The sequence below is a fragment of the Brasilonema angustatum genome (assembly GCF_059505445.1).
On sequence record NZ_JCACKO010000117.1, the window covers coordinates 151,293 to 166,968 of the forward strand.

Genomic DNA, 15,676 nt, shown 5'->3' on the forward strand with positions numbered 1-15,676 from the left:
TTTTTTATTGCTATTTGGTTTTAAGACACTGTGTCTATAAGCCAATAGCATTGCTAACAAAAATAATCCCACAAAGAGTCAAATAATCAGCCTCAAGCTATTCCTGTAAATCAGTGTCAATTCATAACAATACATGATACATCTCAATATTCAGGACGTACTTTTGAAGAATAATACAAAAGTGAAGTAAGTGTGAATTATCAAACATTCAATTCTGCTTTTTCCTACTTAAATACTTTTTATTCGTCATATAAGAATAAAACATTTATTTTATGATAATTTCACGTAATGAATATGGTGATTTAAAATTTTTATATAGTCCTCAAGATAGATGTGAGAGGTAAAAAGGTGGGGTAAAAGTAAAAAATAGCTGCATTGTGACTGAGCAGCTTAACATTTTGGAGGTGGCGCTTATAAGGGTGCAAAACTAGATGGAAATACCTTGTTCCTCGGAAGTTTGGTCAATTCCAACTTCAGCAAAAGGAGGTAGATTCAGCAAAAAAAGGTATAATTACTTGGAGTAAAAATATCTATTACCCTTGTTCAACGACCACTTTAACCAGCAGAACCAAGAAAACGTATGAAAATCGCTCAAGTAGCCCCCTTGTGGGAACGAGTTCCACCTTCAACTTACGGAGGAATTGAACTCGTAGTGAGTTGTCTGACTGATGAACTGGTGCGTCGCGGTCACGATGTCACTTTGTTCGCTTCAGGTGACTCGCAAACATTAGCTAGACTCGAAGCAACTCATCCTCGTGCATTGCGCTTAGACCCAAACATTAAAGAAGGTGTAATGTACGAAATGCTACATGCTAGCAATGTTTACCAACAAGCGGGGGAATTCGACATCATTCATTCCCATATAGGAATATGGGCGTTGCAATTAACAAGTATGGTGTCAACACCCACTGTACATACCTTGCATGGCGCATTTACGGATGAAAGTAGCAGAGTATATACCCTTCATCGAACGCAACGATATGTCAGCATTAGTGATGCCCAGCGTCAACCAGACTTGAACTACGTCAGCACGGTTTACAATGGCATCAAAATCGAAGATTACCCATTTGTAGCGCAACCGAAAGAGCCACCATATTTGGCATTCTTGGGTAGATTTTCGCCAGAAAAAGGGCCTCAACATGCGATCGCCATAGCAAAACAAGCGGGTTGGCGCTTGAAAATGGCAGGGAAAGTAGATGTTGTAGACACAGAGTTTTTTGAAAAAGAAATTGCCCCATTCATAGATGGTGAGCAAATACAATTTTTAGGTGAAGTAGATCATGCTGCCAAAGTTGAATTGTTGGGTAACGCATCGATAACTCTGTTCCCCATCACTTGGCAAGAACCCTTTGGTTTAGTCATGATTGAATCAATGGCAACTGGGACACCAGTCATCGGAATTAACATGGGTTCGGTACCAGAAGTCATTGCTCACGGAAAAACAGGTTTTGTTTGTGATAGCTATGAACAGATGGCACAAATGATTCCAGCTGCATTGGAATTAAATCGTCAAACCTGCCGAGAATACGTAGAAAACAGATTCACCGTTAAGCAAATGGTGGATGCGTATGAAGCCGTGTATGAAGAAATCCTCAAAGGACGTACTGCCAAGAGTGGACTGCTTCATGCTTTGAAAAACTCGTTGGAATCGATAGCTTTTGTGAAGTAAAACTGCGATCATCGCCTGTATACGCTTTAAGCCAAACTCCGATTGGCTTGCCCCAGCTTTTGCTGGGGGTATCTACACTCTGTGCAGAGTCGAGGGTACAGATAGCTATCAGACAAACTCCTTAACTCACAGACCTATTCAAAAGCGTCCAGTATCATCTCAACTTACCCTAGCACGATGACAGTTTCAGTCCAGTAATAGCTAACTTTCATCTAATCCTACCTCCAATATTACAGTTATCAGTGAACAGTTAAACAGTGAGCCAGCGCGCATGAGGAGGATCTCCCGACCTAGGCGACGGGCGTTCCCGATAGCCGTAAGGCGTGGCGTTAGCCATAGGTAAACCCGCAAAACAAACTTGTTATCTGATAACTGATAACTGATAACTGAGCCGTTAACCGTCGAAACCAACATGAATACGGTTTTCAACTTCTGCAAATTTTTCCTGCGCTTGTCGTTCGCTAGCTAAGAGTGAAACGACAATACCCACCAAAAATGCCAGAGGAATAGTGATTAACCCTGGGTTTTTCAATGGGAAAGGAGCAGAAGCGTGCTTGAGGATAGTCACCTGAATTGTGGGTGATAAATAAATCAGCACCAAAGAGGAGATAGTACCCACCAACATACTCGCTACTGCACCATTGGTGGTGAAGCGTCGCCAAAGCATTGATAAAAGCAACGCGGGGAAGTTTGCACTGGCGGCGATCGCAAAAGCTAAACCCACCATATAAGCAACGTTTTGCCCTTCAAACAAGATACCTAACAGTATCGCCAATGCTCCCAGCATCATAGTTGCAAAGCGAGCCACCTTTAGCTGTTCCGTCTCGTTAGCATGGCCGCTTCGCACCACATTCACCCACAAATCGTGAGACAATGCTGCTGCACCCGAAAGAGTTAATCCCGCAACAACAGCCAAAATCGTCGCGAAGGAAACAGCAGCAATAAAGCCTAAAAAGGCATCACCACCTAAGAATTCTGCTAACATTGGTGCTGCCATGTTACCACCAGTTCCAATTTTTTTGATAGCATCTTGCCCGACTAGCACCATTGCGCCAAAGCCAAGAATGAAGGTGAGAAGGTAAAAAACGCCAATGAAAGCTGTGGCATATGTTACAGAACTTCGCGCTGACTTTGCATCAGGCACTGTGTAGAACCGCATCAGGATGTGGGGTAATCCTGCTGTCCCGAACATCAACGACATTCCCAAAGAGATCGCATCGAAGGGATCAGAAACTTGTTTGCCAGGAGCCAACACACCTGCATATTTAGCAGCTGCACTGCTAAAAAGTGCCATTGGGTTAAAGCCAAATTTTGCTAGTACCAAAATTGCCAACAAAACAGTCCCACCCAGCAACAGAATTGCCTTGATAATTTGTACCCAAGTCGTGGCTATCATCCCACCGAAAATCACATAAGCCATCATCACGCAACCGACAATGACAACAGCTAATTTATAGTCAAGCCCAAACAGCAGCTTCACAAGTTCGCCAGCACCTACCATTTGGGCAATTAAGTAGAAGCTGATCACTGCTAATGAACCAATCGCAGCAGCTATTCGCACTGGTGCTTGTCGCAAACGATAAGCCACCACATCAGCAAAGGTGTACTTGCCTAGATTACGCAGAGGTTCTGCAATTAAGAACATGACGATCGGCCAACCCACCAAAAAGCCGATAGAATAAATAAGACCGTCAAAGCCATTGAGTGCGACTAGTCCAGTAATCCCCAAAAAGCTAGCGGCGCTCATGAAGTCTCCTGCCAAAGCTAGCCCATTTTGGAAACCGCTGATATTACCGCCAGCAGTATAGAAGTGAGATGTGCTATGAGTATGTCTTGCAGCCCAATAAGTAATACCAAGAGAACTAACGACAAACACTAAGAAAAAAAATATTGCCAGTGGGTTGAAGTGACCATAGTTATTAATATCCACTTCAGCCAGTGGCAGATCACACCACAAACTATTCATAATTGATATTGGATTTCTAATTTTGGATTGAAGAATTGAACAATTGTGAGTTATTGATTGTTCGACTAACCACTACCACTCATTTACGAGTCAGTCTTGCAATTTTGTCATCATAATTATTGTTTGCCCAGCGCACGTAAATAAAAATTAATATCCATGCTGAGACAATCACCAGTGCTCCCAGCAAAATACCAAGGCTGAGTCCTGGAATGATTTGTGAACCCAATAACGGCTTATTGAAAGCAATTAGCAAAATGAAGCCAAAGTAGATTAACATCATGGCTCCACTTAGCAGCAGCGATACGCGCCAGCGTTGAGCAGTGAGGGCTTGAATAGCCCTTGTGCGATCGTCCATATCTTTTGAAATTGAAAAGAATAGGTTTGATTGTCTCACTGAATTCCTAAATTGCAAAAAACTTTTAAAGTTTCTTAGTATTTTTATTGAGAGTTTTCGTGATAAAAAATACTAAGAAATATTAAGCTTTAATTTGTAACTACTCCCGAACCGCCAGATCTCGATATTTCCCAACAAACCAGCACAGATTGGAAACAACGCCGGGAAGTCACTCGCCCTTCGGGCTCAAATTCAAAGTTCAAAGGAGGGCTTCGCCCCGCTGCGCTAACAAAATTCAAAATTAAAGACAATTAGTATTGCACAACTACTTATTCTGTCAAGATGAGGTGGATTTTTTGATTTCTTGAAACATGTAAAGCGATGTTGTCAACTATAAGTTGAAAAATTATGCTTCATCAGCTGCGAGACGCTGTATCAATATCCGTTCCGTCTAATCGAGCGTAAGTCTTCCTTACAGATCCTCTTGGCTCAACCGTTAACGTGCTGCACCTAGAGCACTGTTTATGGTGTTAAGTATAATTATCGCGTAATAATTGTAATGTTTCACGGAAAGTAATTGTATTGGGATGATTTTCCCCTAAGCTGCGTTCAGCAATCTCCAAAGCTTTGATGTAAAGAGGTTCAGCTTCAGTGTACCGTCCTTGGGAATAGTAGAGTCCTGCCAAGTTATTGTAACTGATGGCAACATTGGGATGCTCTTCTCCCAGCAGGCGTCGGCTTAGTTCCAAAGCTTTGATGTAGAGAGGTTCAGCTTCAGTGTACCGTCCTTGGGAATTGTAGAGTACTGCCAAGTTATTGTAACTGGTGGCGATATCGGGATGCTCATCCCCCAGTAGGCGTCGGCTTAGTTCCAAAGCTTTGATGTAGAGAGGTTCAGCTTCAGTGTACCGTCCTTGGGATTTGTAGAGTCCTGCCAAGTTGTTGTAACTGGTGGCGACATCGGGATGCTCCTCTCCTAGCAGGCGTTGTCTTAGTTCTAAAGCTTTGATGTAGAGAGGTTCAGCTTCAGTGTACCGCCCTTGGGAATAGTAGAGTCCTGCCAAGTTATTGTAACTGATGGCGACATCGGGATGCTCCTCTCCCAGCAGGCGTCGCCTGAGTACCAAAGCATTGACGTAGAGAGGTTCAGCTTCAGTTAAAAACCCAATATAAATTTTCATCACTGACTGCATCAGTCAGATTTTGTGCCACCTCTGCTAAATGTGGAATAGCATCTTTGACTGACTTAATTATCTCCTGGGTTGGCGACTGGGGGATTTGTTGAGCAATTGCGATAAAAGTTTCTGCAAAAGCGCGTTTCAACTCATCAACTTGTTCAGATGCTGCTTGTTTGACTTTCAAAAACTCTCGAATTAAGGGATGAATTTTGTAACCACTATCTCCATCTACTAGGCTTTGAATTAAATGAAGCTTGTAAAGTTGCTTTTTCGCCTCCTTCACATCTGCTTCTACCCAATTAAGGGACTTACTCGTGAACTCCACCCATTCCCAAAGTATGACATCTAGTGCAAATAAGCTTAACAATTCACCGACACACTGTGTTTTTTGATTGAGTTCTCGCCAGCTTAATTCAAATGCTGCTTTTACCCCACGCTTGGCTGTCATTTCTGTATCTTGCAATTGCTCATCTTCTGGGTTAATTGCTTCATCTTGCAATTGCTGAGCTTTCAAGCGCTGTAACATTTCTGCTAGAGACAAATCGGGATCTTCTACCAAATACCGCCCGACTAACTCTAAACCCAGAGGTAAATAACCCAGCCACGCACACAAATTTTCCGCTACTTGCAATTCTTGTTTCACTCGTTGGTCTTGTTCACCCAACACCTTTGTTAAAAGTATTAAAGCATCCTCTGCCGAGAGCACGTCTAGCGATATTTCCACAAAGTTGGTGTCTATCCGTCGCAGGCGCGTTGTCATCAAAATTCGGAAACGGTTAGATTTTGGCAGCAGTTTTCGACAACTTTTCAAAGAAGTGACATCATCCAGTACAATCAACACTAGACCTTCGGTCGGTCGCCAGTTGTTCCAAAACCACTTCACTTGTTGTTCGAGATTAAGTTTTTGTGCCCCCAACTCCTGCGGTACTTCCAAATTCATATTGAACAGGGCAAACTGCAAAATCTCTGCTGCTAAATCTGATTCTCTGGCGTTTAACCAACAAATTCCACCAGGGTAATCTGCTTCATGTTGACGTGCGTATTGCGTTGCAAGTTCAGTTTTGCCAACACCACCCATACCAGAAACAGCAGAAATAGCCACTACGCCTGGTTGCTGCAACCTTTCTCGTAGTAGGGAAAGTTCGTACTGTCTGCCAACAAAGTTAGCAGAACCTTGAAACACAACATTATTTGGGGGATTTAACTTTGCCCGTTCCCGTTCGGGCGACTGCAGTCATATACTGATGTTTTGGGTTTCAACATTAATATCTCTTTGAGCAAAATTAACAATTTTCTCGATTGTTGAAATCCAAGTTTGATTCTGCGGAGATTGTGATTTAAGTGCTTGTGCTATATCTTGAAGAACTTGAGCCAAATTCAATGGTGGATCAGTTTTGGCTTCTGTTACCAATTCCTGTAAAGCTTGATTGACTTCAGGATTAGCTTTAGCCGCTGATTCTACATCTAATACAGCTTTACCGTAATCAAGTGGTTGAGAGGGCGCTTTTTCAATAGCAACTACAGTATGAGGAGAGTGTTTTTTGAGGGTGACGATAAACTCACCAGTTTTATTCCATAGAGTTTCTCCTACCTTTTCGCCCGTTTTTTCCAAAGCTTTAGTCGCTATCACAGTTCCAATCGCGATCGCTCCAGCAGTGAGTGGCTCCATGTTCTACCTCGTAAGCGCGGTGTCTTATTTATGATTACATCGTTTTTTTTCTCAATTTCGCAATAAAAGTAAAAAACTTTTAAATTCCTCCCTTCCCCCTTCCCCCTTTCCCCTTTCCCCCTTCCCCTTCTTGGTTAAGCGTTCCCTACAACTGCCACCAAGTCTAATTTGCTAATATCAAAAACATTATAGGACTAAACTAATATGCGTTCCAGAGCAGAGCAAGTTGCCAGTATAATTGAACACCGTTACCGTTATCTTCCCAATAAGATAGCAACAGTTGAAAAAGAGCTTCAGGCACGAGCATCTGCCTTATATAATCTGGAAACTCATCAACAAGCGTTACTACAAGAAAATGCTAATACCCAAGCGAGTGAGTATTTAAAAGCAATCAATTTTGCTGATATTCAAAAACGCATTACATCTGAACTGTTTGTATTGTCTAAACTCAAAAGCCGCTTTTCCAGAAATACGCTGAATATTGGCGTTGTTGGGTTGATGGGACAAGGAAAGAGTACCTTGCTCAAGAGTTTAAGTGGACTTAGCGATCAAGAAATTCCAGCTTATGAAGGAGCAGCTTGTACAGCTGTTCGTAGCCTAGTTTGTAACAAGGAGGGTTCTGTTGAAGTTAGAGTCATTCTGCATTCAGAAAAAACCTTTTTAGAGGAAGTGATTCTTCCTTACTATAAATCGCTTAAACTCAAGCCTGAACCGCGCACCCTAGATGAATTTGCACGAGCATCTTTACCTGCCCAAATGCCTGTTGGAGCAACCGATGAAGCAGTTTATAAGCACCTGCGGTATGACTATTTTCAGAACTTAGAATACTATCGGCATTTGATTGTTGCTGGAGCAGAACCACCAGAAGTGGCGATCGCCCCAGAGGAGGTGGCTGAATATGTCAGACAAAAGCGAAACCCTCAAGGAGAATTAATTTCGTACAAACATTTAGCTGTACGCGAAGTTAATATATTCTGTCCCTTTGAGAATCCTGATGTTGGTAGAATTGCTCTAGTTGATCTTCCTGGTTTGGGAGACTCTAAGCTGGGTGATGAAAAAGTTATGCTGGATACTCTTGGTAGAGCAGTGGATGTAGTGCTGTTTATCACACGTCCAGACCCGCAACGCTACCAATGGCGCAAGGTTGACACCGATCTTTACGATATTGCGGCTCAAGAATTGAATAACCTTGCAGGCAGAGCGTTTATGGTTGTCAATCACAGCCAAAGAACACAAAATCTCAATGCATGTATTGCTCTCAAAGATACTTTGCAGATGCAAGTTGTCAGTTGCGAAATTGCTGACTGCTCAAACCCGGAGGATGCTAACCAAGTTTTTGATCGCATCCTCAACTACCTGGCAGAGCATATTCTGGAAATTGATCAAGAATATGCTCGCCAAAGTCAAGAGCGGCTAATGAAAATTCAGCAAGATATCGATCTGATAATACAGGCTGCCCAGAAAGTTTTTAGCGCAACTGATAGTGACTTGTCCACACTTATTGACGATCAGTATGACGATTTGTTTGGTACCGATCAGGATGGATGGTGGCGAGAGATTACCATCGCCTTCCAAGAATTGAGATTTGAATTTGCTAAACGCTGTCAATTACCGTCTAAGAGTCTGGAATCGAGTGTTGAGAAAGTCTACAAAACTTGTAAAGCAAATGCTGGAATTTTAACAGCTAACAATCCAGAAGCCGAAATTGAGAAGCAGATTAAAGCCAGCAATCCAATGAAAGCCTATGCTGACTACCGTGATTTGTTGCGAACTTTACTGTCCGATCACTTTAGTCATTTAGATGAAGGACTAAAAGAATCGACTCAAGAAGTGAAAGCGCGAGTAGCAGAGATTTTAATCACAGTTGGACAATTAGGTGTCTTGGGTAATTCCCTTGAAGGCTGGGAATTTATTCAAGCTTTTAGAGAATTGCTAGAGCGAGAACATTCAGATCTTAAAAGACTTCAGCAAGGCTTCCGAATTATTTCTAATTTTGAACTTTCATACAGTGGCTTAATTGAACCACAGATCTATCAAAATTTGGTTGAACTTAGCAATATTCAACTTACTGATGAAGACTCGAAAGATGTTACCTTAAAGGTTGGACAAAGTACAACTGCTGACTTAATTCTTAACGCACTACAGATTGACTATGATCGCACAGTTGCTAGAATTAAGGCGGCTTTAGAAGAGCTACTTTATCAGCCCAGCATTGCTGCTTACGCGCTGATTGAGAAGTTTATTGACAACATTATCTACCACAAAGAGGCTCAAAAAGACTGGAAAAAGTTTCTCAGGCGAGTTAGAGCTAAAGTTTGGGCTGAGGAAATTGGTAAACTTGAACAAGAACAACAACGGCAACAGGACTGGTTGAATAGTGTTAAGCGATTAAAAGAGGTTAATCGTGTAGAAACCATTCAATTTTTGACTTAAATTTTCCACCGACTGGTTGACTCACAAAAATCTCAGCACAAACTAAACTTGATTTTTAACCAGGATTTGTTTTGATGAATAACCTGCAAGAACTAAATATTATCATGCTTGCGCCTAGAGGAGTTGGCAAAACCAGTTTGTTAGCCGCCATGCACGAAGAATTTCACAAAACATTTGAGAATGCAGGGCTAACAACATGGGCAAGTGACACTAAAACATTGGATGCGATCGAAGATTGTAAACGCCTCTTACGAAATATGGACTACCGTTTACAAAAGCTAGTTGAACCAACTCCACCCCAACTTGATCCTTGGGAAGATCAAGGATTTATGTTTGAAGTGGGAAGTGGCGGCAAAAAGTTCATAAAAATTCGCTTTACCGATCCTTCTGGAGAATATTTTAAACCTACTGCGACTCCTGATCAAAAGGAGTATGTCAAACAACAGTTAAATCAATGTGATGCAGTGATTATTCCCATTGATTCAACTGCTTTAATGGAAAAGAAAACAGGCAGAACGAAAACTACAGAAATTGGACTTTGGCATGAACCCAAAAATGACCCAGATCGTATTACCAAGCTTTTAAAAGATGCCTACGCAAGTATAACAAAACCTAGGCTAGTTGTTCTAGCACCATTAAAGTGTGAAAGTTACATGAAAACAGATAAAGATGCTAATGACTTGCTGGATCATATTAAAATTGGCTATCGACAATTACTGGATTTCTTCAAAGAAGACGAGATTTATCACAAATTGGCAGTAGTCGTAACACCTGTGCAAACGATTGGACACATTGCTTTTTCTCATGCTGAAACTACTGATGGTTATACCCGGTTCTTTTACAACAAAGCACCGCTAGATGCGCCTTATGATCCTAAAGATGGAGATCAACCACTCCGCTATATATTGCGATTTTTATTGAATGTATACAATGAAAGCAGCCAATTAGAATTGGAACGAGCTAAAGAAGACTTTTATAAACTTGAAAAAGAAGTTGGTGTGAAAGACGATCAATTGAATAGCGCCCAACGCAAGTTAAATCTGGCAGAACAGCGTGTAAATCAGCGTAATCAACTTTGGCTACCCTTCAGACTAATTGCTAACCTTTTCGATGACGTTAATACATCCTACGATGAAGCTAATAACAGTTATACGGAAAAAGCGTTTGATCTCAAGGAGACAGAAGCTCAAAAATTTGCTGTTCAAGACAAAGCAGACGCCACACAAGCTCAACTCCAAGCTTTTAACACAGCTATTTCCAAATTTGCAATTGATTGTAAGCAAGAGCGTGGCTTTGCCATTTTGCAAGGTAGAGCCAAATGGTTACCAGTTCCTAAATAATTAAGGTAAGCAACCCCTGCCTAAAGGCTAGGGGCTTCAACATTGGTTGAAGCCCAGCTTACCAGACTCAGTACCTCGCGTACTACGTTTAAGGCAAGTGTTAAAGACCTACCAAGGGATGCGTAGCTAGTCCCCTGCTCTAGAACCGAACAGTTAAACAGGTGTATGGGTTAAGCCAGTGCTGTTTGGATAGTTACAGACCTTAAACATTGTCGAAGCTAACTTTACCCGAAAGGAGGGACTTTATGTCCAAAGTGTTTGTCATTGATTCAGAAAAAAGACCATTATATCCAATTCATTCAGCGCAAGCTCGGCAGTTACTAAGGAACAAGAAAGCCGCAGTTTATAGACGGTTCCCATTTACTTTGATTTTGAAACAGTCTCATTTTGACTGTTTGGTAACACCGCTCAGATTAAAGATAGACCCTGGCGCTAAGCACACAGGAATTGCTTTGGTGAATGATTCAACGGGTGAAGTTGTCTTTGCTGCCGAACTAAAACACAGAGGTTTTGCAATCAGAGAATCTTTGACCTCTAGAAGACAGATAAGACGTAGTAGGAGAAACCGTAAAACCAGGTATCGTCAATCAAGGTTTTTGAATAGAACCCCCCCTAAAGGTTGGTTAGCTCCTAGCTTACAAAGTCGAGTCGAAAATATCAAAACTTGGGTCAGCAAGTTACGGAAGATTGCATTGATCGAAGCACTTGGTCAAGAACTTGTTCGCTTTGATATGCAGTTGATACGCAATCCAGATATTCAAGGAAACGAGTATCAGCAAGGCACACTTGCAGGTTACGAAACACGAGAGTTCCTACTAGAAAAATGGAACAGACAATGCGCTTACTGTGGTATTAAGGACGTCTCATTGCAAGTAGAGCATATTCATCCAAGAGCTAAAGGAGGTTCTAATTCAATTACTAACCTTGCTTTAAGCTGCGAAAAGTGCAATGTAAAAAAAGGAACTAAAGATATTAAGGACTTCCTCAAAAAAGACCCTGCCAGATTGGAGAAAATCTTGAAACAAGCTAAAAGACCATTAGCTGATGCAGCCGCAGTCAATACAACTAGATGGGCATTACTGGAAGTTTTAGAAGCGTCCGGTTTACCCGTTGAGACGGGTTCGGGCGGGTTAACCAAGTTTAATCGCAGCCAACAACATCTTACTAAGTCTCACTGGGTTGATGCAGCTTGTGTTGGTAAATCTACGCCTATTCTCAATATCAAGGGTGTCAAACCTTTGATGGTCACAGCCAACGGACACGGTACACGGCAATTATGCAGGACAGACAAGTATGGATTCCCTAGTCGTCATTGTTCTAGAACTAAATTTCACTTTGGTTTCCAAACAGGTGACATTGTTCAAGCAATTGTCACGTCGGGCAAGAAAGTAGGTGTACACGTTGGAAGAATAGCAACTCGTGCAACGGGTAGTTTCAATATTTCAACCAAAGAAGGACTAGTTCAGGGAATTGGTCACAAGTACTGTAAACACGTTCACAAAAAGGATGGTTACTCGTATGCCTAGTTTGAAGAATTGGACGGTTGACTAAATCAACCGCGTCATGTTTAATCTCTGGTCTAAAGACGCAGAGTTTCCACACTCCCCCGAGGTCAGCATGAATTACAATCAAGTAGAAATTTATGTTAGAAGTTCTCCATTAGGCGAAGTTGGTATTCATTGGCGCAATATCAGCAAATCCGAACAGCCTAAGGAAGAGCCAGTTGTGCTTAAGCAACGAGTTATTTCTAGAGATGATGGTAAACAGGTAACAATTAATTCCTTAATTAACGATACTAAACCGTCCCTGATTTTAGCTCGATATGAAAATAAGGTGCTTGTAGAAGTCACAGGGCTAGATGCAGCAGAAGATCGATCAAAAAGAATGGGGCGGAGAATCTCTGAAGTTGTTTTGTGGGTTGGAGATGCAACGCCCGAAGTAGAATCTCAACTAAGAAAACTCGCTGCTTGTATTTTGCTAAGTTTTTGGGAAAAAGAGTCAACTTTTCTAAGCAAGATTCGCAGTGCTATTGATTTTGATGGACTGAATGACTTTAAAGCTAATGCCCAACAAATTCAGCAGTTATATACTGATGCTGCCACACATTTAGATGACTTCATGTCAAAAATATCTTCCAGCGTCGTTGAACTTGGTGAGTCAGTTTGGTTAACCCCGAAAACAATTGATATTGAGAGCCAGTTATATACTTTAGTAAAGCAAATCAGTCAAACTTCCTTTGGGGAAACTGAGCAACCTGTAGTGGTTGTTGCTGAGTTCAAAAAAGAGGGCGATACGCCTCCCTTGCGCGTGTCCGTTGGCGCAGCCTCTGCGATAGGAGAAGGACTCAGCGTCAAGCCTCCGGCTGATAGCCAACAGATTGTTTACAAGGGCAATGTTTGGAAAGCACCTGAAACTAAAACTGAAAAAAAAACACCAGTACCGTCACCAGAAGCAGTACCGTCAGCACAACCAATACTACCTCAAAAAGCAGTACCACCTCGAACAACTCGCATAGTGATCGTTGGGATGATCCTGCTGATTCTAATTCTGCTCACAACCTGGGTAATAGCTCAACCCAAAATATTATCACCAACCCCAACACTAACTCCAACCCCAATACCCAAACACAAGCCATCCAGCAAGACAACCAACCCTCAAAGTTTTCTTCAGCCAGCCAACAGTCCGGTGTTACGCGACGACAATCAGCCCCAGTCTTCCCAAAATCGATCGCCAGACGCTTAATTGGAAATGATCTGGCTGATGTGCATAACGCAATCAGCTTTTTGTCTGAGAAAGAAGTTTATAAATTTTCTCTTTTAATTGAAGCTTTGGAACGAATTAGCAAAAATCATAGCTCACGTATTACGACTAAAATACTAAACGAGGTAGAGAAATATCTTAACCGATGCTTGACAGATTTAAACACGGATGATTCCGAATATTTAGAAGAAGAACCTGTCGAATGGTTGCAAAAATCCTATAAGTGGTTGCAACGCCGATTTGACATTCATACAAAGATAAATTCTCTTAACTTGAACCGAAAAAAGGAACTGCTAGCACTAGGTTACTTTTTACAAGGGGAGTTATCAACACAAGAAGAGTTTGAGTATATAAGAAAGGTTTTACGTTCTTATTTAACAAGAATTGAGCAATTCCGAAATTCTCCACCTTCTGAGTAATGAGGTAGGGAACAGGGAATAGGGAACAGGGAACAGGGAACAGGAAACAGTGAACAATTGATCACTGGTAACTGGTACTGCGGGTACTTGATAACTGATAAAGGTGTACCTAGCTTCGCAAAAATCAAATAGAAATCCTATTATAATTTAAATGAAAACGATGGTCAGACTTTTGTATATCCCAAGTCTTCAAAAGAAAGAATTTGTAAGTCGTAGGGCACGAAAGGTCAGTCAAGTTTTATCCTTTGAAATAATCTAAAAGGCGATCGCCTGAATCAGCACGAATCAATGCGACAACGACGTCGGGTAAAGCAGTTAAACTGGGGAAAACCAGATAACGTGATTCCCAACGAGGGTGAAATTTGTCTTTGTATGCATGCAAGCCTTGGAAATTGTAAAACCGCTCCAAATGCTTATAAAGATAGTACAACACTTTCTCTAAACGAGCCGATTCTTGAGTTTTACCTACTCCAGCAAGGGCAGAAAGACCAATATTAAAACTATCGTAATTTCGCTCCTTGTAGTGCTGGAACATAGATATAAACAAAAAGTCCATTGTTCCATTCTCAATCGACTTTCGGTGTCGCATCATGTCGTTAGTCACTTCGTTGAGCTGGTACTCTAATACAATATTGGTAAAGGCAATAATTTCACCGTCGGAGGACTGCACCGTTACGATTTCAGAGTCTCGCAAATAAGCTTCATCAAACCAACCTAGAGAAAACTTTTTTTCGGAACCTTGCACCAATTGCAGCCATTCGTCACTAACAGGTTTTATTTTATGCAACAATTTATCAGCAATTGGTGGTTGGTAAAATTTGACTTCATACCCCAGCTTAGTCATGCGATTCATTGCTGTTCTGAGGTTTTTACCTGCTTTTCCTTGTAAGGTGAAGCTTTGGAGGTCAACTATTGCTTCTTCACCAATTTTGACTACCTGAAATCCCAGCGACTTGTAGAGATCAATATCATTGGGTAAAGTTTGGTAAAAAGCTGGATACCAGTCGTTACGTTGGCAAAACAACTGAAAACTCACAATCACTTCTTTACGGTCTTCATCTGGTCCAATGGGATCACCTAAGGCGATCGCACCCCGTCCTTTAGGGACATAACCAATAACACTGCGACCAGAAGGACTAAAAAAGTAACTTTTGTCACTTAACAATGTAAATGCTGCTAATGAAGAGCATCCATAGTTTTCTACAATATCTTTTGCCTGCTGCCGTTCTTTAACACTGGCGGCATCACGTAGAAAAACTGGTCTTAGTAGCATGAACAATGCATAAGCGATCGTACTTGCTGCAATAATATAAATAGAATTAGCAAAAAAGTCCCCAAATCGGCTTCTTGGTTTCAGTCCGCCATTATCATCTGTGAAGAACATATCAAAAGTTTGGCCTATGGCATCACTCCAAGTGAAATTTTCCGTAAATTTGCCATCTAACAAGTAAAACCCAATTGTTCCATATGCCAAAGTAAACAGCAAAGCTGCAATTAACACCCGCACTCCCTGCGCAATCGAAGGACGATCTGATTTTGCTGTAAAAACATGGCGCATCAAGAGTAATTGCATCAGCAAAACACCAGACAACAGACTTTCTTCATAGTCCAGTCCCTTAATCAAGTGGCTGACAACAGAAAGAATCAAGAACCCAATAGTGAGTAACCAAGCAATTCGTTTTCGACGCAACAGGTTGGTTGCAAGCGTCAGTAACACAAACCCAGTCAGTGCTGCAAATAAATGACCGCTAACGCGAATATCAAAAGGTAAAAAGTGCTTCAACCAGTGATTTCGCTCATTCAGGTTAGGCGTCACTGCTGACACCAAGTTTACCACTCCGACTAAACCAGTGAGGAAAGCTGCACTCCAAAGCCCAATCCGAGTTCTCAAATCAAGAGTCATTAGTC

At 41.6% G+C, this 15,676-nt stretch carries 11 protein-coding genes and 1 pseudogene; 6 read left to right on the top strand and 6 right to left on the bottom strand.

Translation table 11 applies throughout. The annotated features are described in order from the left end of the window. Positions 1–580 precede the first annotated feature (580 nt). A complete protein-coding gene (locus AC5JM2_RS19315; RefSeq protein ID WP_495836463.1) occupies positions 581–1,669 on the top strand; it encodes a glycosyltransferase family 4 protein in 1,089 nt (362 codons plus the stop codon). Positions 1,670–2,063: 394 nt separating this feature from the next. Here AC5JM2_RS19315 and AC5JM2_RS19320 read toward each other — a convergent pair whose 3' ends face one another. The 5 genes and pseudogenes from AC5JM2_RS19320 to AC5JM2_RS19340 all read right to left on the bottom strand — a co-directional run bounded on the left by AC5JM2_RS19320 (position 2,064) and on the right by AC5JM2_RS19340 (position 6,816). Further along, positions 2,064–3,635, bottom strand: a complete 1,572-nt coding sequence (locus AC5JM2_RS19320; RefSeq protein WP_495836464.1) for a sodium:solute symporter family transporter — start codon at positions 3,633–3,635, stop codon at positions 2,064–2,066. Positions 3,636–3,714: 79 nt separating this feature from the next. After that, positions 3,715–3,990, bottom strand: a complete 276-nt coding sequence (locus AC5JM2_RS19325) for a DUF485 domain-containing protein (RefSeq protein WP_210617021.1) — start codon at positions 3,988–3,990, stop codon at positions 3,715–3,717. A gap of 509 nt (positions 3,991–4,499) precedes the next feature. After that, a pseudogene (locus AC5JM2_RS19330) lies at positions 4,500–5,135 on the bottom strand (tetratricopeptide repeat protein); the annotation flags it as partial. Further along, the gene (locus tag AC5JM2_RS19335; protein WP_495836544.1) at positions 5,122–6,225 is read right to left on the bottom strand and encodes an NB-ARC domain-containing protein; all 1,104 of its coding nucleotides are present in this window, start codon (positions 6,223–6,225) and stop codon (positions 5,122–5,124) included. The pseudogene AC5JM2_RS19330 and the gene AC5JM2_RS19335, both read right to left, overlap by 14 nt. 156 nt (positions 6,226–6,381) lie before the next feature. After that, entirely contained in the window at positions 6,382–6,816 is a 435-nt protein-coding gene (locus tag AC5JM2_RS19340; RefSeq protein WP_495836465.1) for a hypothetical protein, read from the bottom strand. A gap of 204 nt (positions 6,817–7,020) precedes the next feature. Here AC5JM2_RS19340 and AC5JM2_RS19345 point away from each other — a divergent pair, with 204 nt between their 5' ends. The 5 genes from AC5JM2_RS19345 (at position 7,021) to AC5JM2_RS19365 (ending at position 13,768) form a co-directional block, all read left to right on the top strand. Further along, positions 7,021–9,249 carry a hypothetical protein gene (locus AC5JM2_RS19345; protein ID WP_495836466.1) on the top strand — a complete coding sequence of 743 codons (2,229 nt, stop codon included), beginning with the start codon at positions 7,021–7,023 and terminating at the stop codon, positions 9,247–9,249. A gap of 74 nt (positions 9,250–9,323) precedes the next feature. Continuing rightward, a complete protein-coding gene (locus AC5JM2_RS19350) occupies positions 9,324–10,589 on the top strand; it encodes a TRAFAC clade GTPase domain-containing protein (RefSeq protein ID WP_495836467.1) in 1,266 nt (421 codons plus the stop codon). A gap of 245 nt (positions 10,590–10,834) precedes the next feature. Then, on the top strand, positions 10,835–12,115 hold the full coding sequence (iscB, locus tag AC5JM2_RS19355) for an RNA-guided endonuclease IscB (protein WP_495836468.1): 1,281 nt from the start codon (positions 10,835–10,837) through the stop codon (positions 12,113–12,115). 91 nt (positions 12,116–12,206) lie between these two features. After that, positions 12,207–13,331, top strand: coding sequence for a hypothetical protein (locus AC5JM2_RS19360; RefSeq protein WP_495836469.1), 1,125 nt, complete (start codon positions 12,207–12,209; stop codon positions 13,329–13,331). Between the two features lie 20 nt (positions 13,332–13,351). Further along, positions 13,352–13,768 (top strand): hypothetical protein, encoded by a 417-nt coding sequence (locus AC5JM2_RS19365; protein WP_495836470.1) that lies wholly within the window; start codon positions 13,352–13,354, stop codon positions 13,766–13,768. A gap of 238 nt (positions 13,769–14,006) precedes the next feature. Here the strand turns inward: AC5JM2_RS19365 and AC5JM2_RS19370 are convergent, their stop codons facing one another. Further along, positions 14,007–15,671 (bottom strand): phosphatidylglycerol lysyltransferase domain-containing protein, encoded by a 1,665-nt coding sequence (locus tag AC5JM2_RS19370; RefSeq protein WP_495836471.1) that lies wholly within the window; start codon positions 15,669–15,671, stop codon positions 14,007–14,009. Positions 15,672–15,676 lie beyond the last annotated feature (5 nt).